The following is a 25,217-nucleotide window of genomic DNA, read 5'->3' on the forward strand; positions in this document are numbered from 1 at the left end:
TCAACGTTGGAGCGCAATGTGAACTGGATGTGAATGGGTGAACTTGAGATGTGAACGCCATGTCTGGACGCGGATCGACGAAGACGGCAGGTAGCGCGGCAAGTGCCCGATGGTCCAACGCGGATCCGGGGATCGAGACGATCCGCGCCGCCCTGGAAGGGCCGGTGATCGAGGTCCTGCGGCACGAGGTGCTGGCGCTCAAAGGGCTGCCGCGCAATGCCGCCTACGACAAGGCCATGAACGATCCCAAGATGCTCGACGAATGCCTGCGGCTGTTCCGCACCCGCCCCGAGCTGTTCGCCACTGTGGTGACCGATTCCGGCAAGCGGCCGATCACCGCCGACCATGACGTCCTGGCCTGCGGCCGCACCCTGGCCGAGGCGGTGGCCCTGGTGGTGCGCGCTTCGGCGCGGCGCTATTTCCGCGCCAAGCTGGATTTCCGCAGCAAGTTCCAGGCGCCGCCGCCCAAGGTGTCGCTGATGAAGCGCATGGGGCTCGCCCTGGGCCTCGCCCATCCGCCGCCGGCCCCCAGGCACGCCATCAAGCCCCATTCGCGCTCGGATGCCCTGTACCAGGCCATCCGCGACAACCTGCGCTTCGACTGGCAGGTGCTGCTGATTCCCCACTACACCCCCATGAGCCCGTCGCTGGTCAGCGATCTCGGCCCGCGTCTTTTGGACATCCGCGAGGCCGCTGAACTGCAGGCCCTGGCCTCGCCCGGCAACATGCCGCGCGACGGGCGCTCGCCGCTGCTGCTGGACGACGCCAAGCGGCTGCTGGTGGCCGGCAAGGACACCATCGACGCCGACATCTTGTGGCGGGTGGTGAGCCAGATGGATCTGGGCCGGCTGTTCCCCAAGACCGACACCAATCAGCCCCGCCGGGCGGTGGCCCAGGTGTCGGCCACCCATGTGGACGTCATCCGTTCGCTTCTGCCGGTGCTGGGCGGCGACATCCGCCGCTTCACCGCCTTCCTGATGATCGCCTTCGCCACCCTGGGCGAGCAGCGCTTCAAGCAGGATTTCTGCCAGTCTGGCCAGGTGCATGCGGCGCGCAAGCTGGCCGAGCGCCTGTCCAAGGCCGAGCCGCCGCCCCCTTGCCTCGACGACATGAAGCGGGTCTACGGCGCGCTGTTATCCACCGCCTATGTGGGCGGCGTCGAGGCCGGGCCGTCACGCATCGACAAGCAGCCCAGGCTGAAGCAGGCCCTGGACGCCCTGGGCCCCACCTCCAAGCCGGTGTCCATTTCAGGCTAGGGTTCCGTTGGCCAGGGTCACCCGCCTTGTGGCGAGGCTTTCCACCACCTCGCGGTCGTGGGAGACGATCACCATGGCCTGGGGCAGCCCGGCCAGGATCTCCACCAGCCTTTCCCGCGTGGCCTCGTCCAGGGCGTTGGTGGGCTCGTCCAGCAGCAGTGCCTCGGGCTCCATGGCCAGCACGGCGGCCAGCGACACCAGCCGCTTCTGCCCGCCCGACAGCTTGTGGGTGACGCGGTTCTCGAGGGGAGCGAGACCCAGCCGGTCGAGGGTGGCGTGGACGATGTCGCGCGCCTCGGCCTTGCTGCGCCCCAGGTTCAGCGGGCCGAAGGCCACGTCCTCCGCCACGGTGGGACAGAACAGCTGGTCGTCGGCATCCTGGAACAGCAACCCCGCCTTGGCGCGCACCTCGACGAAATCGGCCTCGGCCCGGCGCTCGCGCCCGAAGGCGTGAACGGTTCCGGCCTTGGGCCGGATCAGTCCGACCATGATGTGCAGAAGCGTGGTCTTGCCGCTGCCGTTGGCGCCCAGCAGCGCCACCTTCTCGCCGGCGTTCAAGGTGAAATCCGCCCCGTCCAGCACCGGATGGGCGGCGTCGAAGGCGTGGCCGATGCCGTCCAGGCGGATCAGGGGGCTCACACCATCCCCACGGCGATGACCAGGACCAGACCGGCGGCCGACGCCGCGCCGAAGCCGAGATCCAGGCGGCCCGGCCCGGCGATGGTCTCGTCGTCGAGCGAGGGCCAGCGGCCGGTGAAGCCGCGGCACCGCATGGCGGCGTCGATGCGTTCGGCCCGCTCCAGCGAGCGGACCATCAGCATGCCGAACAGATAGCCGATGGAACGCCAGCAATGCGGACCGGTACTGGGGCGGAAGGCGCGGGCCCGCATGGCGAGGCGCAGGCGGCGGTACTCGTCTTGCAGCACCGACAGGTAGCGGGTGGTGAACAGGAACAGGTGGACGAAGCGCGGGCTTACCCCCAGCCGGGTCAGGGCGCGGCCCAGCACCGGGGCCTCCATGGAGCCCACCAGGGCGAACAGGGCGACCGCCACGGCGTTGGCTTTCAAGGCGATGGAGGCCGCCTGGCGCAGGCCGTCCTCCGATCCCTCCAGCCCCCACAGGCTGAAGGCCGCGGGACCGGGCACCGTGAAGGGCAGCATGGCCAGGACCAGCAGCATGAAGCCTTCCAGGCCGAGCAGGCGCCGCGCCGTGGCGGCCAGCGGCAGACGGGCGGCCAGGGCGGTGGCCAGGGCCAGGCCCAGCCCCACCCCTTGCGCCGCCAGCGAGGGGGCCAGCACCTCGGCCAGGGCAAACAGCAGGGCGGCCAGCAGCCGGGTGCGGGGGTCCAGGCGGTCCATCAGGCTCATGATCCCCTCCGCCGCGATTGCAGCCAGGCCCAGCAGCCGAACAGGCCGAAGATGGTGCCGATGCCGCCCATCAAATCGTGCAGGCGGATCTTGGCTTCGTAGGCGTCCAACTGCTCGCGCAAGGGCCGGATCTGCCGGGCGATGGCGGCTTCCAGGGCGGCGGAATCGCCGGCCGGCGCGACCGCCTTGCCCTCGGGCAGGCTGGGCGGGAACTCGGCGGCGGGAATGGTGAACTGGGCGGCGTGGCCGTCCTCGGACTCGACCGTCACAACGTGATCCATGCGCATGGTCACCTTCTGGCGGAAGCCGCCGTCGGGCCCGGTGGCGAAGCCGGCCACCAGCGATCCGTCGGCCCCCTGGATGCGCCCCGGGACCCCGGCCGCCTTCTCGCCGCCGACGAAATAGGCCGAGCCGGCGATCTCGGCGCCCTCCACCGTGGCGAACACCTTCAGCTTGTGGGCCTGGGCGGGGGCGGCCAGCAGCAGCAGGGCCAGGGCGACGGCAAGGCGCGTCATGCCAGCGCCTCCGGCTTGACCCGGGCCAGCAGGCCGATGGCGGCCGAGGCGAACACCGCCTCGATCCCCATCACCGGCAGATGGGTCAGCACCACCAGCCTGGCGGCGGCTTCGAATTCGCGGCCCGACGCCGCCAGGGATCCGGCCACCATCAGCCCGGTCAGCAGCACGGCGCCGCCGGAGCACAGCGCGGCGGCAATGGCGGTGCGACGCGGCTGGCCGGGGTGCCACAGGCGGCGGAACGCCCGCCCGGCCAGCACGGCGGGGACGGCCATGTTGACGGTGTTGACGCCCAGCACCAGCAACCCGCCGAAGCCGAACATCACCGCCTGCAGCAGCAGGGCGGCCAGCAGGGCGGGAAAGGCGGCCCAGCCCAACACCATGCCGGCCATGCCGTTGAGCAGCAGATGCACCGAGGCGGGACCGGCGGGCAGGTGGATGGCCGAGGCCACGAACATCACCGCCGACAGCATGGCCACCTTGGGCACGCGCACCGGCTCCAACTCCTTCAGGCCGCGCGCCACTCCGGCGGCGGCGAGGATTCCCCCCGCCACCAGCACCGGATTGGACAGCACGCCGTCAGGGATATGGGCCATGGGTGGAGGGACTCCCTATTTCATGTCCTGGGCGCGCACCCAGATCAGGCCGCCCAACTCGGTCTTGGCCAGCTTGCCCTCGGGGCTCTTGGCCGGCTTGTCGCCGTCCACCAGGGCGGCGAAGCCCCACCAGCCGGCGCGCGGCATGGCATAGGCGAACTGGCCCGAGGCATCGGCCTTGATCACCTGGGTGACGAAGGGATCGGACGGCGGCTTGACCGAGCCGTCGTTACGCCATTCCACCTCGATCTCGGCGAAGGCAAGCGGCTTGCCGTTTCTGCGTACGATTCCCCGGAACAGATTGCCGGTCCACAAGCCGTAGGGCCGAACCAGCGGCTCGATCTCCACGGGCAGGCCTATCGCCTTGTCCCAGCCGCCGCCGCCGGCAAAATCCACCACCACCTTGGTGTAGTGCACGATCCACTTGCCCTCGGCCTTCTCCCAATAGGGGGCGGGCTCGACGAAGAAGAGGTAATCGCCGGGCTGGTCCAGGCGGAACTCGGCGGTGAACACCGTCTTGTCGCCGGCCTTGGCGGGCTTGAGGCTGGCCTTGAGGTCGCGGGTCTTGCCGCCGCTCAGCACGCCGAAGCGCACCGGAGCCGCCATCTCCATCACCGGGCCGCGCTCCATGGGATGGGTGAAGGCCAGATCCAGGCGGATGTCGCGCGCGCCTTGTTCGGACACGATGTCGGCGGACGGGATCAGCTCCTGGAAATGGGCGGCCGCGGCCGCGGGAAGCAGTCCCAGGACACAGGCCATCAGGCTTGCGGCGCCACGCTTCACCATCCATCCCCCCAAAGATTATGCGACTTCGTTATCTCTCGGCCCGAGCATACGCGGGGGCAGGGAGCAGGCCAAGCGGTAATTGGGTGCAGCCCCCCAAGAGCCGCCCCAAAGCCGTCCCTGGGGATGGAGCGAAGGGGATACGGAAATGATGCCGTTCAGCGAAAGAAGCGACTCTTCCTGTCATCCCGAGCGAAGCCGAGGGATCTTTCACGCCATGGCGGCAGAAGTTTGCCGCTGAAAGATTCTTCCTCCCTGCGGTCCTCAGGATGACAGGTCGGTTCAAACGACGGCCGGCATGACAGGGACTTGCGCCCGGCGTATCAAATCGGTAAACAGGTACCTAATTACCACAATAAGACCCGGAGAGGCCGTTCCCATGCCCCACCTTCCTCGCCTCGGCCTCGCCGCCCTGCTGCTGGCGCCGTCGCTGCCCGTCTGGGCCGCCGGCGCCGATCTCGGCCAGGCCGCCAAGCAGGCCACCAACTGGCATGCCATCCTGATGTTCGTGGCCTTCGTGCTGCTGACGCTGGGCATCACCTGGTGGGCGTCCAAGCGCACCCGCTCGGCGGCCGACTTCTACACGGCGGGGGGCGGCATCTCGGGCTTCCAGAACGGTTTGGCCATCGCCGGCGACTTCATGTCGGCGGCCTCGTTCCTGGGGGTGACGGCGCTGCTTTACGGCACCGGCATGGACGGCATGGTCTATGCCGTCGGCGTGGTGGTGGGCTGGCCGCTGATGCTGTTCCTGATCGCGGAGCCGCTGCGCAATCTGGGCAAGTACACCTTCGCCGACGTGGTGGCCTATCGCCTGGCCAAGGTGCCGGTGCGCACCTATGCCGCCTTCAGCTCGCTCACCGTGGTGGTGTTCTACCTGATCGCCCAGATGGTCGGCGCGGGCCAGCTGATCAAGCTGCTGTTCGGCATGGATTACCTCTACGCCCTGTTCCTGGTGGGCGGGCTGATGATGGTCTACGTGGTGTTCGGCGGCATGGCGGCTACCACCTGGGTGCAGATCATCAAGGCGGTGCTGCTGCTGTCGGGGGCCACCTTCATGGCCGGCGCGGTGCTGGCCCGCTTCGGCTTCTCGCCCGAGGCCATGTTCGCCAAGGCGGTCCAGGTCAAGGGCTCGGCCGCCATCATGTCGCCCGGCCTGCTGTTCAAGGACCCCATCGACACCATCTCGCTGGCGGTGGCGCTGGCCTTCGGCACCGCCGGGCTGCCCCACATCCTGATGCGCTTCTTCACCGTCCCCGACGCACGCGAGGCCAGAAAGTCGGTGTTCTACGCCACCGCCTTCATCGGCTTCTTCTACGTCCTGGCGGTGGTGATCGGCATCGGCGCCATCGCCCTGGTGGCCACCGATCCGGCCTATCTGGCCGACGGCAAGGCCTTAAAGGGCGGCGGCAACATGGCGGCCGTGTGGCTGGCCCACGCGGTGGGCGGCGATCTGTTCCTGGGCTTCATCTCGGCGGTGGCCTTCGCCACCATCCTGGCGGTGGTGGCCGGGCTGACGCTGGCCGGGGCCTCGGCCATCTCCCACGACCTCTATGCCAACGTGTTCGCCCGCGGCCGCGCCAAGGAAGAGACCGAACTGCGCATCTCGCGCCTGTCCAGCCTGGGGCTGGGCATCGTCGCCATCATCCTGGGCGTCCTGTTCGAAAAGCAGAACATCGCCTATCTGGCCGGTCTCACCCTGGCCATCGCCGCCTCGGCCAATTTCCCGCTGCTGCTGCTGTCCATGCTGTGGCCGGGGCTGACGTCCAGGGGCGCCATCCTGGGCGGCTCGGTCGGCCTGGTCTCGGCGGTGGTGCTGACCGTGCTGGGCCCGGCGGTGTGGAAGGCGGTGCTGGGCTATCCCCAGCCCATCTTCCCCTGGGGCAATCCCGCCCTGTTCTCGGTGGCCGCCGGCTTCGCCGCCACTTGGGCTTTCTCGGTTACCGACCGCAGCGAGCGGGCGGCACGCGAAAGGGCGGACTTCGACGCCCAGTTCGTCCGCTCCCAGACCGGGTTGGGCGCCGAGGGGGCTTCCGCTCACTGAGGGGACTGTTTTTTCTCGCTCCGCATCACGTACAGGCCGGACGCCACCACCACCGTGGCGCCGGCTAGCGTGCTGAGGGTGGGGATCTCGGCGAAGATCAGCCAGCCCAGGCTGGACGACACCACGATGTGGAAATAGTCGAAGGGAGCCACCGTCGAGGCGGGGGCGAGGCGCACCGCCTGACTGATCAGCAACTGGCCGATGCCGCCCAGGATGCCGGCGCACGCGAACAATCCCCAGGACTGCGGATCGGGAACCCGCCAGACCAGGGGAAGCGCCGCGCCGGTCAGGATCATGGTCAGTATTGAAAACCAGAACACCGTGGTCACCGCCGCCTCGGTGCGGCCCATGTCGCGCATCATCACCATCACCAGGGCGTAGAGAAAGGTGCCGGCCACGGCGAAGGCGGTTCCCACGCCCAGCAACTCACCGCCCCAGGCGTCGGGCCCCGCCACGATCAGGATGCCGCCGAACCCGGCCGCCACCGCCGCCCAGCGGCCGGGCGACACCGTCTCCTTCAGCAGCGGCACCGACAGCGCGGTGATCAGCAGCGGCGCGGCGAAGCCGATGGCGGTGACCTGGACCAGGGGCAATCGGTGGAAGGCCATGAAGAAGCAGCCCACCGCCAGCAGGCCGACGGTGGAACGCAGCGCATGCGCCCAGGGCCGCCGGGTCGCCACGCACCGGATTCCGCCCCGCCACAAGAGCGGCGCCAGGGGAACCAGCCCGAATCCGGCCCGGAAGAACAGCACCTGGATCACCGAGTAATCGGCCATCAGCAGCTTGACCAGCGCGTCCATGCCGGCGAACACCGAGGTGGCGGCCAGCATGGCGGTGATCCCCATCATGGGATTGCCCGGGGTGGAAGACTGAGGATGAAGGTGGGATGACAACGGTATGGTGCCCCTTGACATGCGGGTGCATGAGTCCCATATGCAACCACGAAAAACACGGCCTATTGCAGACAGTTACCGCATCGCAAAATACTTGCTGCAGCGCAATAAACGTAAAAAACAAGAATAATTGATACTAAAGCGACTCTGTCAATCCCTTGGTGGCTCCTGTATAGTCCGTTTCAGAGCTACAACCGGAAAAGGGGGCTGCCCATGCTGTCAAGCGCATACAGATCCACCCCGCAACCGGCCGAAATCCGCGTCGTGCGCCGTCTTGGCACCGCGATCGGTGGCCGCTCCGCCCGTGCCTTCGCCTATTGCAGCGGCGGCATCGAGCCGACGCTGGACGAGGTGATGGCCGACCCCATCATCCATCGTCTGATGGCCCGCGACGGCGTCGCCGTGGATTCGCTCAATTCCCTGATCGCCGAGGTACGGGACCGCCTGCTTTAGGAGCGGGATTCCCGTTGACGCGGCAAGCCCCCGAAAGGGGGCTTTTTGCGTTGGGGTTCTTTGCGGCGCGCGCCAAATGCCGCAATCAGCCGCCATTGAGGCGGCGGCCAAGCGGCCAGAGGGCCGCGCTAAGGCCGAAGGTGAACATGATCTAGCGTCGCGACGAGGGGGGCGGCAGCTGCTCGGAGCGGATGCCGCCCGCCGGAGCCGAGCGCGGTGCGGGCGCGGAGTCGTAGCCGCCGCCATAGGACGACGCGTTTCCGCCTTCCGACTGCTTGGGCGCCACGGTGACCGAAACCACCGAACCGTAGACGGTGCGCCGCTCCACCTGCACGGTGGCGGCGCGGTCGCCGCGCACATAGGTCAGCACGCTGGTTTCGGCGATGACGCTCATCATGGGCTGCCAGCCGAAATTGGGCATCTGCTGCTGGTAGAAGGCGGTGATCTCGTTGGCCGAGTTGAACAGCCGCATCACCACCCGACCGGTCCAGCGGTCGCGGTCCGACAGGATCAGCGAGCGATCGGTGTCCATGGTGGCGCCCGACGGAATGGGAATGTCGGTCACCAGCTGGAAATTGGCCGGCTGGTCGCCGCTTGCCGCGCTGGAGGCGGGCGGCAGGTCGGTCCCGCGCGAGCACGCCGCCAGACCGAGGGCGGCGGCGAGACACAGGACAAGGCGGAGCGACGAAGCGTTCATGGCCTTGAAAATACTGTGAAGGCCTGGGGCTAACAAGGGAATGTTTGCGCCCGGCCATGCCGGCCCAAGATGTGGGCGTCAGCCCAGCGCGTAATGTTCCAGCGCGTCGTATTGGGCGCCCTGGCGGGCCAATGTGCTGCGGAACAGGGTGAAGCGCTCCACCGCCACGTGGTCTTCGCGGAAATGGCCGGTGGCGTCGATGAAATCCTGCAGCCGCCCCGGCGGCGTATCCTTGAGCCGCGCCAGGGTGACGTGGGGATTGAACTTGCGCGGCTCGGTCCTGGCGCCCGCCTGCACCACGGCGGAATCGACGCGTGCGGCAAGCCGGGACAGGGATTCGGAGCGCTCGACGCCCAGCCACAGGGTATGGGCCTGGTGGCGGTCGCCGAACAGGCCCAGCCCGGCCAGCGTCAGGGCGAAGGGCGGCTCGGCCAGGGCGGCGAGATGGTGGTGAATCTCCTCGGCCAGATCCTCCTCCACCTCGCCGATGAAGCGCAGCGTCAGGTGCAGGTTGGCGGCGTCCACCCAGCGGGCGCCGGGCAGGCCCCGCGGCAACCGGCTGATGCGCGATGCCAGATCCTCGTCGAAGCCGATGCCGACGAACAGGCGGATCACGGCCTGGGCTCCGGCAGCAGGGCCAGCACGCCGGTGAAGCCGTAGAGATGGTCGCGGCTGATCTCGCCGTTGGCGAAGAAGCCGATCAGCGGGAAATCGCCCAGCACCTCGTGCAGAAGCTCCGGTTCGGCGCCCTGATGGCCGAACATGTGCTCGCCCCGTCCGGTGCACGAGACGTAGATCCCCGCCCGGATGGAGCGCCCGTCCAGGCGCTCCTTCATTCCATCCAGCATGCGCTTCATGTCCATGCGCGCCGCGTTGGCGTCGCGGCGCACGAACATCAGCTTGCCCCCTTCCTCCACATGGTCGCCGATGGCGATCCAGCCCTGGTTGGGGTCGATGCCGATCAGGGTGCGGACCTGATAGTCGTGGCCGTCGTCGCCATCCCCCGGCAGGCCCACATGGATGTAGCCGGCGATGCGCCGCAGGTCGCGGGCCAGCAATTCACCCACCTCCTCCTTCAGCACCTGGAGCGCCGGGCGGCCGTCCAGGGCCATCACCACGCCCTGCCAGGATTCGGTGACGGTGTGGATGGCGCCCAAGGGCGAGCAGCCCTGGGTCATGCCGGTCAGCACCTCGATGCCCGATCCCAGCAGCACCCCGGCCAGCCCGCCGTCGGTGGCGATGCCGGCCAATTGCGCCGCCGGCCCCGCCGCGCTCATCAGGCCGCCGGCCAGGAATCCCGCCTCGGCGGCCAGATCGACGATGGCCCGGGGCACGTCGGGGTCGCGGGGATCGCCGTGGACCAGTCCGACACAGGGGAAGTGGCGCCGGCTCCAGTCGCCGGCGTCGCCGATGAACACCCGGAACTGGTCGGGGGGCAGGCGGCCGACCATGGCGGCCACGGCGCCTTCGTCGCGGATTTCCTCGCCGCCCACGCACAGGCCGGGGGCCACGCCGCCCACCCAATGCTCGATGCGGGTGGTCTCGCGCAGGAAGGTCAGAAGCGAGGACAGGTTGGGGGCGAAGGGCTCGGTGGCGTAGAGAAAGCCGAAATTGGCGCCGGGCGGCAGCGGCCCCAACTGGTCGAGGCAGGCCTTGGCGGTGGTGCCCCAATGATTGCCCCTGGCATGGGCGACCCGGAAAGGGGCGAGCGAAGGGGCAAGGTCGGCGGTCATGGCTTTCCCCTTTCCAGCAGCTTGCGGACGGAGGGCAGGATGCGCTCGACGATCACGTCCACTCCCTTGGCGTTGGGGTGCAGGCCGTCGGGCAGGCACAGGCGGGGATCGCCGGCCACGCCGTCCAGGAAGAAGGGATAGAACACCACGTCGTGCTCGGCGGCCAGGCGGGCGAACACCGCCTTGAACTCCGCCTCGAACTCCTTGCCGTAATTGGGTGGCGCCAGCATGCCGGTCAGCAGCACCGGCACACCCGCCGCCTTGAACCGCTTCAGGATGGAATCCAGATTGGCGTGGGTCAGCCTGGGATCGAGGCCGCGCAGCCCGTCATTGGCCCCCAGCTCGAGAATGGCGAGCTGGGGCTTGGCGGCCAGCGCCCAGTCGAGGCGCGCCTTGCCCCCGGCGGTGGTGTCGCCCGACACGCCGGCATTGATCAGGCTGACGTCTTTGCCCTCGGCCCTGAGCGCGCGCTCCAGCCGGGCGGGAAACGCCTCTTCCGGCGCCAGGCCGAAGCCGGCGGTGAGCGAATCGCCCAAGGCCAGGATGCGGATGGCGGGGGCCGCCTGGGCCATGCGGGTTCCTCCCAGTACATTGACAAGCACCAGGGCGGCCCCATATCGCAAGACCGAGCGCCGTTCCCCGTCTATCCTGTCCAAGGCGTTCCGCTCATCCAAGAAAGTCACCCTCGCATGCATCAGCGTTCCATCGCCGGCCTCCCCTTGGTTTCGCTGGAAGCCGTCCATCTCAACTTGGCGAGCCTGGCGGGCGAGGTCAATGTTCTCGATGGCATCGACCTGGAGGTGATCACCGGCGAGACGGTGGGCGTGGTCGGGCCGTCGGGGTCGGGAAAGTCCACCCTGCTGATGGTCATGGCCGGTCTGGAACGCCCCACATCGGGCCGGGTGGCGGTGGGCGGCACCGATTTTTCCACCCTGGACGAGGACGGGCTGGCGCGTTTCCGCCGCGACCGCATCGGTATCGTCTTCCAGAGCTTCCACCTGATTCCCACCATGACGGCGCTGGAGAACGTGGCGGTGCCGCTGGAACTGGCCGGGCACGCCGATCCCTTCGGGGCGGCGGAAGAGGAACTGGGCCGGGTCGGGCTCGCCAAGCGCCTCGCCCACTATCCCGGCCAGCTGTCGGGGGGCGAGCAGCAGCGCGTCGCCCTGGCCCGCGCCTTCGTGATCCGGCCCGGATTGCTGCTGGCCGACGAGCCCACCGGCAACCTGGACGGCGCCACCGGCCGCGCCGTGATGGATCTGCTGTTCGACCTCAACGCCCGTTTCGGCACCGCCCTGGTGCTGGTCACCCATGACGACCATCTGGCGGCGCGGTGCGGACGGGTGGTCCGGGTCGAGGATGGGAAGATCCGGTCGTGATCGGGTTGGCGATCAAGTTCGCCCGGCGCGAGTTGCGTGGCGGGCTCAAGGGCTTTCGGGTGCTGGTGGCCTGTCTTGCGCTCGGCGTGGCGGCCATCGCCGGGGCGGGCAGTTTGCGCGCCGCCTTCGACGCGGCGCTGGCCGAGGACGCCCGCGCCCTGCTGGGCGGCGATCTCGACATCCGCCAGACCCACCAGCCCTTCGAAGCGGGCATGCTGGCGGCGCTTGCCCGCCTGGGCCGCATCACCCAGGGCATCGAGATGCGGGCCATGGTCCAGGTGGACGGCAATGCGCGGCGCTCCCTGGTGGAGTTGAAGGGCGTCGATGGGGCCTATCCCCTGGTGGGAGCGCTGGAGCTTTCGCCGTCCGGCCCTTCGCCCTTCGCCCTTCGCGACGGCCAATGGGGCGCGGCCGCCGAAGGCAACCTGCTGGATCGCCTGGGGCTCAAGGTGGGCGACGTGGTGAAGGTCGGCGACGCTACTTTGCGCATCAACGCCATCATCGCCAAGGAGCCCGACCGGGTGGCCACGGCCCTGTCCTTCGGCCCCCGGCTGATGGTGGCCAACGGCGCGGTGGAGGCCACCGGGCTGATCCGCCCGGGCTCGCTGGTGCGCCATACCGTCCGTCTTCTCCTGCCCGGCGGCGGTGATCCGGCTTCGGCCAAGGCCGATCTGGCCCGGCGTTTCCCCGAGTCCCCCTGGCAGGTCAGAGACGTGGCCGAGGCCTCGCCCGGGGTCGGGCGCTTCCTCGACACCATGGCCTCGTTCCTGTCCCTGGTGGGGCTGACCGCCCTGCTGGTGGGCGGCATCGGCGTGGCCAACGCGGTGAAGGCCTATCTGGACGGCCGCATCGGCACCATCGCCACCCTGAAATGCCTGGGCGCGCCATCGGGGCTGATCTTCGCCACCTATTTCCTGCTGGTGGGATTGCTGGCCGGGCTCGGCATCGTCGCCGGGCTGGCGGCGGGCGCCGCTCTGGTGCCGCTGGTGGCCGGGCTGGGGGCGGAGCGCATTCCCCTGGCCTTGAAGACCGGGCTCTATCCCCGCCCGCTGGTGGTTGCCGCCGGATTCGGAGCGCTGTCCGCCCTGGTGTTCACCCTGTGGCCCCTGGCCCGCGCCAAGGCGGTGCCCGCCGCCCTGCTGTTCCGCCGGCTGGTGGCGCCTGAAGCCGGACCGGTGGGCAAGCCGGTCTGGGCCGCCCTGGTGCTGTCGGGCGGCGGGCTGGCGGCGCTGGCGGTGGCGTCCGCCGCCAACCGCCCCCTGGCCGCCTGGTTCGTGGGCGCGGCCGCCGCCACCCTGGTGCTGTTCCGCGCGCTCGCCTGGGCCCTGGCGCGGGCGGCGTCGGTGCTGGCGGCCCGCCACGGCAAGGCGGCGGGGCCCACCTGGCGCATGGCGCTGGCCAACCTGCACCGCCCCGGCTCGGCGGTGGTGGGCATGGTGCTGTCGCTGGGCCTGGGGCTTTCCGTGCTGGTCACCATCGCCCTGGTGGAGGGCAATCTGGCCGCCCAGTTCGGCGAAAGACTCCCCGAACAGGCGCCGTCCTTCTACTTCATCGACGTGCAACCCGATCAGGTGGAGGCATTGGAAAAGGTGGTGCGCGATACCGACCCGGACGCCGCTTTGTCCAAGGCGGCCATGGTCAGAGGCCGCATCTCCTCCATCGGCGGGGTGCCGGTGGGCCAGGCGAAAATCGCCCCCGAGGCGGAATGGGCGGCCCGGGGCGACCGCGGCCTGTCCTCGGCCGCCGCGCTGCCGGACGGCACAAGGCTGGTTTCGGGCCGGTGGTGGCCGGTGGATTACCAGGGGCCGCCTTTGGCCTCGGTGGACGCCGCCGTGGCCAAGGGCTTCGGCCTCAAGGTGGGCGACCGTCTGGGCCTCAACGTGCTGGGCCGCGAGATCGAGGTGGAGGTGGCGTCGCTGCGCCAGATCGACTGGTCCAACCTCTCCATGAACTTCGCCTTCCTGCTGTCGCCCGGTGTGCTGGACGGCGCACCGCATACCTATATCGCCACGCTGCGCACCCGGCCCAGCATGGACGCGGTGGTGGAAAAGGCGGTGACCGACCGCCTGCCCAACGTCTCCTCCATCCGGGTCAAGGAGGCGCTCGACGCGGTCAAGGCCATCATCGCCGAGGCCGATCTGGCGGTGCGCCTGGCCGGTCTGGTGACGCTGGCCGCCGGAGCGCTGGTGCTGGCCGGGGCGGTGATGGCCGGGCATCGCCGCCGGGTGTGGGAGGCGGTGGTGCTCAAAGTGGTGGGGGCGACCAAGGCGCAGCTGTGGCGGGCCCATCTGGCCGAGTTCGCCCTGATCGGGCTGGCCACCGGACTGGCCGCCGCCCTGGTGGGCTCGCTGGCGGCCCGCGCCATCCTGATTCACGTCATGAAGACCGACTGGGTGTTCCTGCCCGGCGCCACTTTGCTGACGCTGGCCGCCTGTATGGCGGCCTCGCTGCTGGCCGGCTTCGTCGGCACCTGGCAGGCCCTTGGGGCTAAGACCGCCCCATTACTAAGGAATGAATGAAATCCGTGTAACTTGATTCTTTCTCGAAGTGCCTCATATTGGTGTTCAGGTTCAACTGAGTGTTCAAAGGAACGACCATGGCTTTCGGAACAGACCGCAGATACATGAGTGCCGCCCAGGCGGAGGCTGCTCAGATCGACGTGGGTCTGCGGCAGTACATGCTGAGCGTGTATAACTACATGGCCTCAGCCCTGGCTCTCACCGGTATCGTCGCCTGGGTGATCGCCAGCGTCCCTGCGCTTACCGCCATCGCCGTCTACTCGCCGCTCAAGTGGGTGTTCATGCTGGCCCCGCTGGGTCTGGTGTTCTTCATGGGCGCCAAGATCGACAGCATGCGCGCTTCGACCGCCTCGACCCTGTTCTGGGTCTATGCCGGCCTGATGGGCGCCTCGCTGGCCTCGGTGTTCCTGGTCTTCACCGGCGCGTCGGTGGCCCGGGTGTTCTTCATCACCGCGGCGGCCTTCGCGGGCCTCAGCCTCTATGGCTACACCACCAAGAAGGACCTGTCCGGCATGGGCAGCTTCCTGATCATGGGCGTGTGGGGCCTCCTGATCGCCGGTATCGTCAACATCTTCCTGGCCAGCCCCATGCTGCACTTCGTGATGAGTGCCGCCGGCGTGCTGATCTTCGCGGGCCTCACCGCCTACGACACCCAGAACATCAAGCAGATGTACTGGGAAGGCGACGACAGCGAGGTCGCCTCGAAGAAGGCGGTGTTCGGCGCCCTGCAGCTCTACATGGACTTCATCAACCTGTTCATGTTCCTGCTGCAGTTCCTGGGCGTGCGCCGCGACGAGTAGTCGCCGGTTCCTAAGCGAACGAACGGACCCGCCCCGAAAGGGGCGGGTTTTTCTATGGATCGGGAACGATCAGATCGCGGTAGGCGTGCCAGCTGGCGTGTCCGGCCACCGGCAGGGCCACCACCAGACCCACCAGTCCGAGGGCCAGGCCCAGGCCGGTGATTCCGGCCAGCAGGGCGGCCCACAGCGCCATGGGGCCGGGATTGCGGGCCACCGCCATGATCGACAGCGCCGCGCCGGCGAAGAAATCGGTGCGCCGCTCCAGCATGGCCGGCAGGGTGACCACATTGGTGGCGAACGCGATGGCGGCCAGCGCGCCGCCGAAGAGGGTGCTGGTGATGATGAAGGCGATTCCGTCCAGGGTGGGCAGCACCTCCATCAGGCTCCGCCAGTCGGTGGGCTGGTTGGGCAGGCAGACGGCGAAGATGATCACGGCGAGACGCGCCCAGATCATCAGATAGAGCATGTAGATCAGCCCGGCGGTCATCATGTGGAAGCGGTTGGGCCGCCAGCACAGGAGAATGGGCCGCCAGTCCAGGGGCTCGCCCCGTTCCAGGCGCCGGGAAATCTCGTAAAGGCCCAAGGCCAGCAGCGGCGCCACCAGCATGAACCCCTCGACCAGGGGGGTGATCAGGTATTCCATCCCGGCCAGGGCCAGCCCGCCGGTAAGCAAAAGCCCCGCCACCACGAAGGTCCCGCCATACAGCAGGCTGAGGCGGCCGGCCGCCCGTGTGTCGCGCCATCCGGCGGCCACCCAGCCCAGCACCTGGGCGAAGGTGACGGCGCGGACCTTCTCCCGCCGGATGGGGGTGTCCTGGGGTGAGACGGTATCGGTGACGGCCATGACGGGCCTCCCCTTTCCATGGACCTGATCAGGGTCATATGGGAAGCGGGCGGCTTGGGGGAAAGGGAGGGCGAAAGACCACGCCCTTCGTGAAACCGCCCCGGCATCGCTGCCGGGGCGGATCATCGCATCAGTCGTTCTTGGCGGCGCGTTCCGCCTTCTTGCGCTCGTTGGGGTCGAGCAGGCGCTTGCGCAAGCGGATGGACTTAGGAGTCACCTCCACCAGCTCGTCGTCCTCGATATAGGCGATGGCCTGTTCCAGGCTCATCTTGCGGGGCGGCGTCAGCTTGACCGCCTCGTCCTTGCCGGCGGCGCGGATGTTGGTCAGCTGCTTGGCCTTCAGCGCGTTGACCTCGAGGTCATTGGGGCGATTGTGCTCGCCGATGATCATGCCCTCGTAGATCTTGACGTTGCCGGTGATGAACATGGAGCCGCGATCTTCCAGGTTCCACAGCGCGTAGGTCACCGCGTCGCCCTGGCCGTTGGAGATCAAGACGCCGTTGCGGCGGCCCTCGATGGCGCCCTTGTAGGGGGCGTAGCCATGGAACATGCGGTTCATCAGGCCGGTGCCGCGGGTATCGGTGAGGAACTCGCCGTGATAGCCGATCAGGCCGCGGGCCGGGGCCAGGAAGGTGACGCGGGTCTTGCCGCCGCCGGACGGCCGCATGCCGGTGAGCTCGGCCTTGCGCAGGCTCATCTTCTCGACCACGACGCCGGAATATTCCTCGTCCACGTCGATGAACACTTCCTCGATGGGTTCCAGGCGCTTGCCGTCCTCGTCGGTCTTGAACAGCACGCGGGGGCGCGAGATGGACAGCTCGAAGCCCTCGCGGCGCATCTGCTCGATCAGCACGCCCAGCTGCAGCTCGCCGCGGCCCGACACCTCGAAGGCGTCCTTGGTCTCGGTCTCGCGGATGTGGATGGCGACGTTGGACTCGGCCTCACGCGCCAGACGGGCGCCGATCATGCGGCTCGTCACCTTGTCGCCTTCCTGGCCGGCCAGGGGAGAGTCGTTGACCGAGAAGGTCATGGCCAGGGTCGGCGGATCGATGGGATTGGCCTTGAGCGCCTCGGTGACCTCGGGGGCGCAGATGGTGTCGGCCACGGTGGGCTTGGTCATGCCGGCGATGGCGATGATGTCGCCCGCCTCGGCGCTTTCCACCGGAACGCGCTCGATGCCGCGGAAGGCCAGGAGCTTGGTCAGGCGGAAATTCTCGAGCAGCTTGCCGTCGTGGGACAGGCCCTTGACCGCCATGTTCAGCTTGGCGGTGCCGGAATAGATGCGGCCCGTCAGCACGCGGCCGAGATAGGGATCGGCCTCCAGCGTGGTGGCCAGCATGGAGAACGGCGCCTCGAGGTCGCGCTTGGGCGCGGGCACGTGCTTGACGATCAGGTCGAACAGCGCCGACAGGTCCTTGCGCGGGCCTTCCAGCGAATCGTCGGCCCAGCCGTCGCGGCCCACCGCGAACATGGTGGGGAAGTCCAGCTGGTCGTCATCGGCGTCCAGCGCCGCGAACAGGTCGAAGCACTCGTCATGCACCTCGTGGGGGCGGGCGTCGCCGCGGTCCACCTTGTTGATCACCACGATGGGGCGCAGGCCCAGACCCAGCGCCTTGCCGGTGACGAACTTGGTCTGGGGCATGGGGCCTTCGGCCGCGTCAACCAGCACCACCACGCCGTCGACCATGGACAGGATGCGCTCCACCTCGCCGCCGAAATCGGCGTGGCCGGGGGTGTCGACGATGTTGATGCGCGTGCCCTTCCACTCGACCGAGGTGCACTTGGCCAGGATGGTGATGCCGCGTTCCTTTTCCAGGTCGTTGGAATCCATCACGCGTTCAGCCACCTGCTGATTTTCGCGGAAGGTTCCCGATTGCCGCAGCATGGCGTCCACCAGGGTGGTCTTGCCGTGGTCGACGTGGGCGATGATGGCGATGTTGCGCAGTTCCATGGGACTCGTTCTTACCGGAGATTTTCGAAGATATGGGGGCCCAGCTTGGCGCGGGCCAGGTCCTTGAGCGAACGCTCGGGCCGCGCGCCGTAATGCGAGATGATCTCGCCGGCGGCGATGCCGCCCAGCATGGCGCAGGTGGCGAGGTCGCGCCCCTGGGTGAAGCCGAACAGGAAGCCGGCGGCGTAAAGGTCGCCGGCGCCGGTGGTGTCCACCAGCTGGTCGATATCGTCGGCGCCGACCACGTGGACGTCATCGGCGGTCACCACCACCGAGCCCTTCTCGCCCCGCGTCACGGCGGCGACGCGGCAATGGCCGCGCACGGCCCGCACCGCGTCGTCGAAGGAGGTGGTCTCGTACAGGCTCATCAGCTCGGCCTCGTTGGCGAACAGGATGTCCACATGCCCCGACACCAGATCGAGGAAGGCGTCGCGGTGACGGTCGACGCAGAAGGGGTCGGACAGCGACAGCGACACCAGGCGGCCGGCGCCGTGGGCGGTGGTGGCGGCCTTGAGGAAGGCGCGCTTGGCCTCGGGCGGATCGTAGAGATAGCCCTCGAGATAGGTGACCTCGGCGCCGACGATCAGGCCGGTGTCCACGTCGTCGGGGCCCAGCTCCACGCAGGCGCCCAGATAGGTCAGCATGGTGCGCTGGGCGTCGGGGGTGACCAGCACGAAGCAGCGTGCCGTGGACGGACCGCCATCGGCGGCGGGCGTCTCGAAATGGACGCCGGAATTGCGGATGTCGTGGCGGAAGACCTGGCCCAACTGGTCGCTCTTGACCTTGCCCACATAGGCGGCGCGGCCCCCCAAGGCGGCGATGCCGGCGATGGTGTTGGCGGCCGAACCGCCCGAGCATTCGATGCCGGGGGGAAGCTGGGCGTAGATGGATTCGGCCTGCTCGGCGTCGATCAGGGTCATCACACCCTTGGTCAGGCCGAGCTTGTGCAGCAGCAGGTCGTCGGCATGCACCAGTACGTCAACGATCGCGTTGCCGATGCCGGCGACGTGAATGGTCTTGTCCGCCATGGTCGAATACGGGCCTTCTCGCAAGGAAAGTCTGTGCCCCGGGCGCGGGCCGCGCGGGTTCCGGGGGCATTTTGCGGCGCAGTATAGCCATGGAGCCGCCATAAACAACAAAAACCGCCTTGACACTTGGCGGGCAGCGCCATGCGTGCTTGAATTCCGGCCGATGACACCGCTTTGGCCAGGGGTTCCATGACCATTCCCGCCGCTTTTGTGAAGGCCTTCGCCCAATTGGGCGACCCGCGCCTGCGCCGCATCCTGGGTTTCGGGGTGGCGGCGGCGCTGGCCTGCTGGATCGCGCTGGCGCTGGGCGCCTCGGCCCTGCTGCGCCAGATTCACCTGTTCGAGAACGTCCTGGCCGACATGAGCGCCGGGGTGGTTCTGGGCATCACCGCGCTGCTGCTGCCCATCCTGTTCTTCTCGGCGCTGGCCACCTTCGTCATGAGCTTCTGGCTGGACGACGTGGCCGATATCGTCGAGGCGGAGCACTATCCTCAACTGGGGCCGGCGCGCGAGATGGGGTGGGCCGAGATCCTGCGCCTGTCCACCCGCTTTTTGCTGGTCATGGGGCTGATCACCGCCGTGGCCGCGCCGTTCTATCTGGCGCTGCTGTTCCTGGGCTTCGGCATCTTCCTCAACTACGCGGTCAACGGCTATCTGCTGGGCCGCGAGTATTTCGAGGTGGTGGCGGCCCGCCGCATGGAGCCGGACGCCATGCGCATGGTGTTTCGCAACAATCTCGGGCGGCTGTGGCTGTGCGGCGCGGCCATCAACCTGCTGTTCCAGATTCCGCTGCTGAACCTCACCGCCCCGGTGGTGGCCACCGCCTTCATGGTCCACGTCTTCCAGTCCCTGAGGAAAGAATGATCCAGCGCCTCGCGTCCGTGTCGCTTCTGCTTCTGGTGGCCGCCTGCAACGGGGCGGGGAACTCGGCCACGGGCGGCGGCCCGGTGACCGGCGCGTCGGGGGTGGAGAACGAGGAACAGCTGGCGCTGATGAGCCCGCCCGCCCCGGGCACCATGGCCCCGGCCGCGCTGAAGGGCATGAGTGCCGGCGCCGTCCAGCGTGCCCTGGGCAGGCCCGGTTTCGTGCGCCGCGACCCGCCGGCCGAGATCTGGCAGTACCGGGTCAAGGTCTGCACCCTGGACCTGTTCCTCTATGAGGAGAAGGGGCGCATGGTGGTGGCCCATTACGCGGTGCGCGCCCCCAATGGCGGCTTCATGGGCGATATGGCCTGCCTGGACGAGGTCCTGGCCCGGCGCGACGGTGCGCCCACCAGCTGAGGTGTTTCTCAAACGACTCCGGGGTGCCTCTCCCGCGAGAGGCACCCCAAAGCTACCGAAACGACTCAGGGCCGCCCTTCTTGCGAAAGGCGGCCCTGGGCCGGTTCGTTCCCTTGGAGATCGAGGGAACCGTAAAGTCCAAGCCTCAGCCGTCCACCCGGACGATCACTTCCACGCGGCTGATGTTGAAGCCCTCGGGGGCGTCGGGCACCTTGGCCACGGCGATCAGGTCGGCGGGGATGTCGCACAGCTTGCCGCTCTTCTCGTAGAAGAAGTGGTGGTGGTCGCTGGTGTTGGTGTCGAAGTAGCTGCGGCCCGCATCCACCACGATCTCGCGCAGCAGACCGGCGTCGGTGAACTGGTGCAGTGTGTTGTAGACGGTGGCCAGCGAGACCCGGATGCTCGACGACAGCGCCTCGGTGTGGAGCTGCTCCGCCGAGATGTGGCGGTCGCCGCCGTCGAACAGCAGGCGGGCCAGGGCCAGACGCTGGCGGGTGGGGCGCAGACCCACGGCGCGGAGCCGGTCCAGGGCGTGACTGTAGGGGCGAACGGTGATCATGGTCATGGTGGCAACCGCCCTTTCGGGGTGGGGTGGAATTGATCTATCTCAACGCTAACATAGAGTTCTTCGAAAGATAAAGTCCCATAGAGCCAATTTTTTTGGGAATTAGGGCTTTGGTATTAGGGACTTGGCCAAAATCGCCATTTTTCATACATGGTTACGCCGGACAGGCGTTTCCATAGGCCACGATGCGGCTGCGCAGCGGTTCGGGAATGGGCACCGCCTTGGATCGGGCGAAGTCGGTGATGCAGGCGACATAGCGGGCACGGAAATGGATTGTGCCGTCCGCCGCCATGCCCTCCACCTGGAAATTGATGCTGGACGTGCCGACCTTGGTGACCAGCACCCGCACATCCAGCTCCAGGCCGGGCGCCATGGGGACCAGATAGTCGCATTCGGCGTGGACGGTGGGTGAACCCATGTTGTCGCGGCGGTTCATGGTCGGCCAGTCGGTGCCCATGGGGCCGGCGTACCAGCGCTCGATGGCCTCGGTGCAGTAATCGAAGACGCGGGGGGTGTAAAGGATGCCCGCCGGGTCGCAATCGCCCCAGCTCACCCGTCTTGTGACGGAAAACACGTTCATCCGGACCGGCCTCCGTGAAATCGGTATTCGAATGCCGATTATTCACCGCCGGGGCGGACGGGTCAAACCCGTTCGGTCTCCTCCCACGGGAACACCAGCCAGGTTTCCTGCTCCACGTCCTCCACATGGGTATGGACCATGGGCTTTCCAGAGGGCTTGGCGTAAAGCGTGGCGTAATGGCCGCCGGGCAGCATGTCGCGCACCGCCTGGGCGGTACGTCCGGTATCCACCAGATCATCCACCACCAGCCAGCCGGTGCCGTCGCCCGGCACGCGTTTCAGGACCTCCAGATCGTGGCGGGTGCTTTCGTCGTAGCCGGCGATGCACACGGTGTCCACCTGGCGGATGTCCATCTCCAGCGCCAGGATGGCGGCGGGAACCAGCCCGCCGCGGGCGATGGCGATGATGCCGGCGAACGGTCCCTTGGCCTTCAGCCGTCGGGCCAACTGGCGGGAAACGGCGTGAACCTCCTCCCACGACAGGGAGCGGGTACGGGAAAAAGTGGGGTCGAGATCCATGGAGTGCCGGCCGCATGCTGAGGAATGGTATCGCCACTCTGGACGGCGGGCGGCATTTTCGCAACAATCGCCCTGCCACAAAAGGACCCCGCCCGATGCTGCATTCGCCCATGGCCCGCCGGGGCATGGTGACTTCCCCCCACCACCTCGCCTCCCAGGCGGGGCTGGCCGTGCTGCGCGAAGGCGGCACCGCCATCGAGGCGGCCATCGCCACCGCCGCCACGCTGGGTGTGGTCTATCCCCACATGACCGGGCTGGGCGGCGACGCCTTCTGGCTGATCGCCGAACCGGGCAAGCCGCCCGTTTCCATCGACGGTTCGGGCGCCGCCGGGGCCAAGGTGGATGCCGAGCTCTATCGCAAGGCCGGTCACAAGCGCATTCCCACGCGCGGGCCGCTGGCCGCCAATACCGTGGCCGGCGCGGTGTCCAGCTGGCAGCTGGCGCTGGACGTCTCGGGCCATTGGGGCGGGCGTCTGCCCTTGCGCCGGCTGTTCGAGGACGCGGTGTTCGCGGCGCGTGAAGGCTTCGCCGTGTCGCGCCATCAGGCCGCGGCCACCCAGCGCGGGCTGGCCGAATTGAAGCGCCATCCCGGCTTCGCCGAGACCTTCCTGGTCAGGCGCAAGGTTCCCGCCGCCGGTTCGGTGCTGCGCCTGCCCGCCCTGGCCGACACGCTGGAGCGCCTGGCCAATGCCGGGCTCGACGATTTCTATCGCGGCGAGGTGGCCCGCGCCGTTTCCGCCGGACTGCAGGCCGCCGGATCACCCTTGCGCGCCGAGGATCTGGCGCGTCATCGCGGCATGCGCCGCCGGCCTTTGTCGCTCAACCTGCCGTGCGGGCATCTGTTCAATACCGCGCCGCCCACCCAAGGACTGGCCTCGCTGATCCTGCTGGGCCTGTACCAGCGCCTGGAAGTCACCGAGGCGGACGGCTTCGACCATATCCACGGACTGGTAGAGGCGGCCAAGCTGGCCTATCGCATCAGAGACGCCCACGTCACCGATCCGGCGCGCATGTCCATCCACGCCACCACCTATCTGGAGGACGGCGTTCTCGACCGCATGGCCTGGGAGATCGACAAGGCCAAGGCCAGCCCGTCGCCCGGCGCAGGCGGAGAGGGCGACACCGTGTGGCTCGGCGTGATCGACGGCCAGGGCCGCGCCGTCAGCTTCATCCAGAGCCTGTACCACGCCTTCGGCTCGGGCGTGGTGCTGCCCGAGATCGGGGTGGTCTGGCAGAACCGGGGCTGTTCGTTCAGCCTGGACCCGGACCATCGCAACGCGCTGGAACCCCGGCGGCGTCCCTTCCACACCCTGTCGCCCGGACTGGCGCGCCTCAAGGATGGCCGGACCCTGGTCTACGGCACCATGGGCGGCGATTCCCAGCCGCTGGTCCAGGCCGAGATCTTTACCCGCGTGGCGCTGTACGGCCAGGGCCTGCAGCAGGCGGTGTCGGCGCCGCGCTGGTGCCTGGCCCGCGCCCTGGACGGTGCGCCGCCGCCCGCCGGCATCCAGGTGGAAGGGCGCATCCCTGCCGAAGTGCTGGGACAACTGGCGAAAGCCGGTCACCATATCCATGTGGTGGACGAGTGGGATTCGCTGCTGGGGCACGCCGGGGCGCTGATGCGGCGGCCCGACGGGCTCATCGAGGGAGCCGCCGACCCCCGTGCCGATGGCGTGGTGGCGGCGTTTTAAAACGAGAGGATCTGGATTCCATGGGCACCATTGTTTTGAAGCACGTCGCCGAGGATAAGGTGGGCGACCGCGAAGTGGTCGATACCGGCGCCGCCATGATCGGCATGGGCGGCGATAATGTTCACTGTGGCGTGTGCGGCCGTGAGATGATGCACGAGGTGCCCATCCGATCCATGAAGGTCAACCTGCTCTATCGCTGTACCGGGTGCGATTCCATCAACGAACTGCCGCCCGACGCCTAGACCCAAGGAGTCTTTCCATGAAGCTCTATTACAAGGCGGGCGCCTGCTCGCTGGCGTCGCACATCGCCCTGGAAGAGGCCGGCATCCCCTATGCCCTCGAGGCGGTCGATCTGGTCGCCAAGAAGACGGAGACCGGCGGCGACTTCCTGGCCATCAATCCCAAGGGCTATATCCCCGCCTTGGTGATCGACGACGGCGCGGTGCTGACCGAGGGCGTCGCCATCCTGCTGCGCATCGCCGCCATGGCGCCGGAAAAGGGACTGGCCCCGGCGGTGGGCACCCAGGATTACATGAAGCTGGTGGAATGGCTGGTGTTCATCGCCACCGAGCTGCACAAGCCGGCCGGCACCCAGTTCAACCCGACCATGCCCGAAGAGGGCAAGGCGGTGCTGAAGACCATCCTGGGCCGCCGCCTGGACTACCTGGACAAGGCCCTGGGCAAGGGCCCCTTCCTGATGGGCGAGCGCATCACCGTGGCGGATTTCTACCTGTTCACCGTGATGACCTGGCTGCCCCGCCTCAAGATCGACACCGCCGCCTGGCCGCATGTGGTCGCCCATTTCGAGCGCATCAAATCCCGCCCCGCCACCCAGGCGGCGCTCAAGGCCGAGGGGCTGGCGTAGAGGCGGCGGCCGTCAGAACCCCGCCAGCGCCCGCACCTCTTGCGGGGTGCGGCCCGCGTCGCGCAGCGCACGCAGTGTCAGCGACCGGTCGCGCTTGGCGTAGCGCCGCCCGTGCTCGTCGGTGAGCAGGCGGTGGTGGGCGTAGCCGGGCGTCGGCAGGTCCAGCAGGGCCTGCAGCAGGCGGTGGACATGGGTGGCCTCGAACAGATCCACGCCCCGCGTCACCAGGGTGACGCCCTGCAGCGCGTCGTCCACGGTGACCGCCAGATGGTAGCTGGCCGGGGTGTCCTTGCGGGCCAGCACCACGTCGCCGAACAGTTCGGGCCGGGCGGCCTGTTCGCCCCGCTCGCGGTCCCGCCAGGACAGGGGGCCGGCCCGCCGCGATGCTTCCGCCATGTCCAGGCGCAGCGCGAAGGGCTGGCCGGATGCCGTCCGCTCGGCCCGCTCGGACGCCGACAGATGGCGGCAATGGCCGGGATAGAGCGGTCCGTCGGGACCGTGGGGGGCATGGCCGGCGCCGTCCACCTCGCGGGCGATATCCTTTCTGGTGCAAAAGCAGGGATAGAGCAGTCCCAGGGAGTCCAGCCGGTCCAGGGCGGCGCGGTAATCGTCGAAATGTTCGGACTGGATGCGGACCGGTCTTTCCCACTCCAGGCCCAGCCAGGCGAGGTCTTCGAAGATTCCTTGGGTGAATTCCGGGCGGCAGCGGGTGCGGTCGATATCCTCGATGCGCAGCAGGAAGCGCCCCTGGGCCTTCCTCGCCTCGGCGAAGGCGAACAGGGCGGAATGGGCGTGGCCCAGGTGCAATTCCCCGGTGGGGCTGGGAGCGAAGCGGGTAATGGTCACAGTTTGTCGCCAGCTTT

The 25,217-nt window shown here is 68.3% G+C and carries 28 protein-coding genes; 11 read left to right on the top strand and 17 right to left on the bottom strand.

Features of this window, described 5'->3' with window-relative positions; all coding sequences use genetic code 11:
- The first annotated feature begins 59 nt into the window (after positions 1–59).
- The gene (locus WV31_RS11650; RefSeq protein WP_237051274.1) at positions 60–1,256 is read left to right on the top strand and encodes a hypothetical protein; all 1,197 of its coding nucleotides are present in this window, start codon (positions 60–62) and stop codon (positions 1,254–1,256) included.
- Here WV31_RS11650 and WV31_RS11655 read toward each other — a convergent pair.
- Genes WV31_RS11655 through WV31_RS11675 form a run of 5 tightly spaced genes read right to left on the bottom strand, consistent with a single transcriptional unit; the run spans position 1,248 to position 4,520 of the window.
- Positions 1,248–1,895, bottom strand: coding sequence for an energy-coupling factor ABC transporter ATP-binding protein (locus tag WV31_RS11655; protein WP_085373715.1), 648 nt, complete (start codon positions 1,893–1,895; stop codon positions 1,248–1,250). The genes WV31_RS11650 and WV31_RS11655 overlap by 9 nt on opposite strands.
- A complete protein-coding gene (gene cbiQ / locus WV31_RS11660) occupies positions 1,892–2,623 on the bottom strand; it encodes a cobalt ECF transporter T component CbiQ (RefSeq protein WP_085373716.1) in 732 nt (243 codons plus the stop codon). The genes WV31_RS11655 and cbiQ overlap by 4 nt, the downstream gene beginning before the upstream one ends.
- The gene (locus WV31_RS11665; protein WP_085373717.1) at positions 2,620–3,138 is read right to left on the bottom strand and encodes a hypothetical protein; all 519 of its coding nucleotides are present in this window, start codon (positions 3,136–3,138) and stop codon (positions 2,620–2,622) included. Before WV31_RS11665 ends, cbiQ begins: the two co-directional genes overlap by 4 nt.
- Complete coding sequence (gene cbiM, locus WV31_RS11670; protein ID WP_085373718.1) at positions 3,135–3,734, bottom strand: cobalt transporter CbiM; 600 nt, start codon at positions 3,732–3,734, stop codon at positions 3,135–3,137. The genes WV31_RS11665 and cbiM overlap by 4 nt, the downstream gene beginning before the upstream one ends.
- Before the next feature lie 15 nt (positions 3,735–3,749).
- On the bottom strand, positions 3,750–4,520 hold the full coding sequence (locus WV31_RS11675; RefSeq protein ID WP_085373719.1) for a DUF4198 domain-containing protein: 771 nt from the start codon (positions 4,518–4,520) through the stop codon (positions 3,750–3,752).
- Between the two features lie 376 nt (positions 4,521–4,896).
- Between WV31_RS11675 and WV31_RS11680 the strand changes: the two genes are divergently transcribed.
- Positions 4,897–6,558, top strand: coding sequence for a cation acetate symporter (locus WV31_RS11680; RefSeq protein ID WP_085373720.1), 1,662 nt, complete (start codon positions 4,897–4,899; stop codon positions 6,556–6,558).
- On the opposite strand, the gene WV31_RS11685 is transcribed toward WV31_RS11680, so the two are convergent.
- Positions 6,552–7,406 (bottom strand): DMT family transporter, encoded by an 855-nt coding sequence (locus WV31_RS11685; protein WP_145980856.1) that lies wholly within the window; start codon positions 7,404–7,406, stop codon positions 6,552–6,554. The genes WV31_RS11680 and WV31_RS11685 overlap by 7 nt on opposite strands.
- Positions 7,407–7,664: 258 nt before the next feature.
- Here WV31_RS11685 and WV31_RS11690 point away from each other — a divergent pair, with 258 nt between their 5' ends.
- On the top strand, positions 7,665–7,904 hold the full coding sequence (locus WV31_RS11690; protein ID WP_085373722.1) for a hypothetical protein: 240 nt from the start codon (positions 7,665–7,667) through the stop codon (positions 7,902–7,904).
- A 151-nt stretch (positions 7,905–8,055) separates the two neighbouring features.
- Here the strand turns inward: WV31_RS11690 and WV31_RS11695 are convergent, their stop codons facing one another.
- The 4 genes from WV31_RS11695 to WV31_RS11710 form a co-directional block, all read right to left on the bottom strand.
- Positions 8,056–8,601, bottom strand: coding sequence for a hypothetical protein (locus WV31_RS11695; protein WP_085373723.1), 546 nt, complete (start codon positions 8,599–8,601; stop codon positions 8,056–8,058).
- Between the two features lie 78 nt (positions 8,602–8,679).
- Positions 8,680–9,216, bottom strand: coding sequence for an RNA 2',3'-cyclic phosphodiesterase (gene thpR, locus WV31_RS11700; RefSeq protein WP_085373724.1), 537 nt, complete (start codon positions 9,214–9,216; stop codon positions 8,680–8,682).
- On the bottom strand, positions 9,213–10,334 hold the full coding sequence (locus WV31_RS11705; RefSeq protein WP_085373725.1) for an FIST signal transduction protein: 1,122 nt from the start codon (positions 10,332–10,334) through the stop codon (positions 9,213–9,215). The genes thpR and WV31_RS11705 overlap by 4 nt, the downstream gene beginning before the upstream one ends.
- Complete coding sequence (locus tag WV31_RS11710) at positions 10,331–10,906, bottom strand: arylesterase (RefSeq protein ID WP_085373726.1); 576 nt, start codon at positions 10,904–10,906, stop codon at positions 10,331–10,333. Before WV31_RS11710 ends, WV31_RS11705 begins: the two co-directional genes overlap by 4 nt.
- 117 nt (positions 10,907–11,023) lie before the next feature.
- Here WV31_RS11710 and WV31_RS11715 point away from each other — a divergent pair, with 117 nt between their 5' ends.
- From WV31_RS11715 to WV31_RS11725, 3 genes are all read left to right on the top strand, one after another.
- On the top strand, positions 11,024–11,713 hold the full coding sequence (locus WV31_RS11715) for an ABC transporter ATP-binding protein (RefSeq protein ID WP_085373727.1): 690 nt from the start codon (positions 11,024–11,026) through the stop codon (positions 11,711–11,713).
- Entirely contained in the window at positions 11,710–14,232 is a 2,523-nt protein-coding gene (locus WV31_RS11720) for an ABC transporter permease (RefSeq protein ID WP_085373728.1), read from the top strand. The genes WV31_RS11715 and WV31_RS11720 overlap by 4 nt, the downstream gene beginning before the upstream one ends.
- A 77-nt stretch (positions 14,233–14,309) precedes the next feature.
- Positions 14,310–15,032, top strand: coding sequence for a Bax inhibitor-1/YccA family protein (locus WV31_RS11725; RefSeq protein WP_206072540.1), 723 nt, complete (start codon positions 14,310–14,312; stop codon positions 15,030–15,032).
- Positions 15,033–15,084: 52 nt separating this feature from the next.
- Here WV31_RS11725 and WV31_RS11730 read toward each other — a convergent pair whose 3' ends face one another.
- The 3 genes from WV31_RS11730 to WV31_RS11740 all read right to left on the bottom strand — a co-directional run bounded on the left by WV31_RS11730 (position 15,085) and on the right by WV31_RS11740 (position 18,855).
- Positions 15,085–15,876, bottom strand: a complete 792-nt coding sequence (locus tag WV31_RS11730; RefSeq protein WP_085373730.1) for a DUF2189 domain-containing protein — start codon at positions 15,874–15,876, stop codon at positions 15,085–15,087.
- 130 nt (positions 15,877–16,006) lie between these two features.
- The gene (typA, locus tag WV31_RS11735) at positions 16,007–17,827 is read right to left on the bottom strand and encodes a translational GTPase TypA (RefSeq protein WP_085373731.1); all 1,821 of its coding nucleotides are present in this window, start codon (positions 17,825–17,827) and stop codon (positions 16,007–16,009) included.
- Positions 17,828–17,838: 11 nt separating this feature from the next.
- Entirely contained in the window at positions 17,839–18,855 is a 1,017-nt protein-coding gene (locus WV31_RS11740) for an adenosine kinase (protein ID WP_085373732.1), read from the bottom strand.
- 189 nt (positions 18,856–19,044) lie between these two features.
- On the opposite strand from WV31_RS11740, the gene WV31_RS11745 reads away from it, so the two are divergent.
- Positions 19,045–19,719, top strand: a complete 675-nt coding sequence (locus WV31_RS11745) for an EI24 domain-containing protein (RefSeq protein WP_085373733.1) — start codon at positions 19,045–19,047, stop codon at positions 19,717–19,719.
- Positions 19,716–20,135, top strand: coding sequence for a hypothetical protein (locus WV31_RS11750; protein ID WP_085373734.1), 420 nt, complete (start codon positions 19,716–19,718; stop codon positions 20,133–20,135). The genes WV31_RS11745 and WV31_RS11750 overlap by 4 nt, the downstream gene beginning before the upstream one ends.
- 145 nt (positions 20,136–20,280) lie before the next feature.
- On the opposite strand, the gene irrA is transcribed toward WV31_RS11750, so the two are convergent.
- The 3 genes from irrA to gpt form a co-directional block, all read right to left on the bottom strand.
- The gene (gene irrA, locus WV31_RS11755) at positions 20,281–20,700 is read right to left on the bottom strand and encodes an iron response transcriptional regulator IrrA (protein WP_068429339.1); all 420 of its coding nucleotides are present in this window, start codon (positions 20,698–20,700) and stop codon (positions 20,281–20,283) included.
- A gap of 154 nt (positions 20,701–20,854) precedes the next feature.
- The gene (locus WV31_RS11760) at positions 20,855–21,280 is read right to left on the bottom strand and encodes an acyl-CoA thioesterase (protein WP_085373735.1); all 426 of its coding nucleotides are present in this window, start codon (positions 21,278–21,280) and stop codon (positions 20,855–20,857) included.
- Between the two features lie 62 nt (positions 21,281–21,342).
- Positions 21,343–21,798, bottom strand: coding sequence for a xanthine phosphoribosyltransferase (gene gpt / locus WV31_RS11765; protein WP_085373736.1), 456 nt, complete (start codon positions 21,796–21,798; stop codon positions 21,343–21,345).
- 95 nt (positions 21,799–21,893) lie between these two features.
- On the opposite strand from gpt, the gene WV31_RS11770 reads away from it, so the two are divergent.
- The 3 genes from WV31_RS11770 to gstA are packed head-to-tail and all read left to right on the top strand — an operon-like array spanning position 21,894 to position 24,354.
- Positions 21,894–23,489 carry a gamma-glutamyltransferase family protein gene (locus WV31_RS11770; protein WP_085373737.1) on the top strand — a complete coding sequence of 532 codons (1,596 nt, stop codon included), beginning with the start codon at positions 21,894–21,896 and terminating at the stop codon, positions 23,487–23,489.
- A gap of 20 nt (positions 23,490–23,509) precedes the next feature.
- Complete coding sequence (locus WV31_RS11775; protein ID WP_085373738.1) at positions 23,510–23,731, top strand: hypothetical protein; 222 nt, start codon at positions 23,510–23,512, stop codon at positions 23,729–23,731.
- 17 nt (positions 23,732–23,748) lie between these two features.
- Positions 23,749–24,354, top strand: coding sequence for a glutathione transferase GstA (gene gstA, locus WV31_RS11780; RefSeq protein WP_085373739.1), 606 nt, complete (start codon positions 23,749–23,751; stop codon positions 24,352–24,354).
- A gap of 12 nt (positions 24,355–24,366) precedes the next feature.
- Here gstA and gluQRS read toward each other — a convergent pair whose 3' ends face one another.
- Complete coding sequence (gene gluQRS, locus WV31_RS11785) at positions 24,367–25,200, bottom strand: tRNA glutamyl-Q(34) synthetase GluQRS (protein WP_085373740.1); 834 nt, start codon at positions 25,198–25,200, stop codon at positions 24,367–24,369.
- Positions 25,201–25,217: the final 17 nt, after the last annotated feature.

The organism is Magnetospirillum sp. ME-1, from assembly GCF_002105535.1.
Lineage (GTDB): Bacteria > Pseudomonadota > Alphaproteobacteria > Rhodospirillales > Magnetospirillaceae > Phaeospirillum.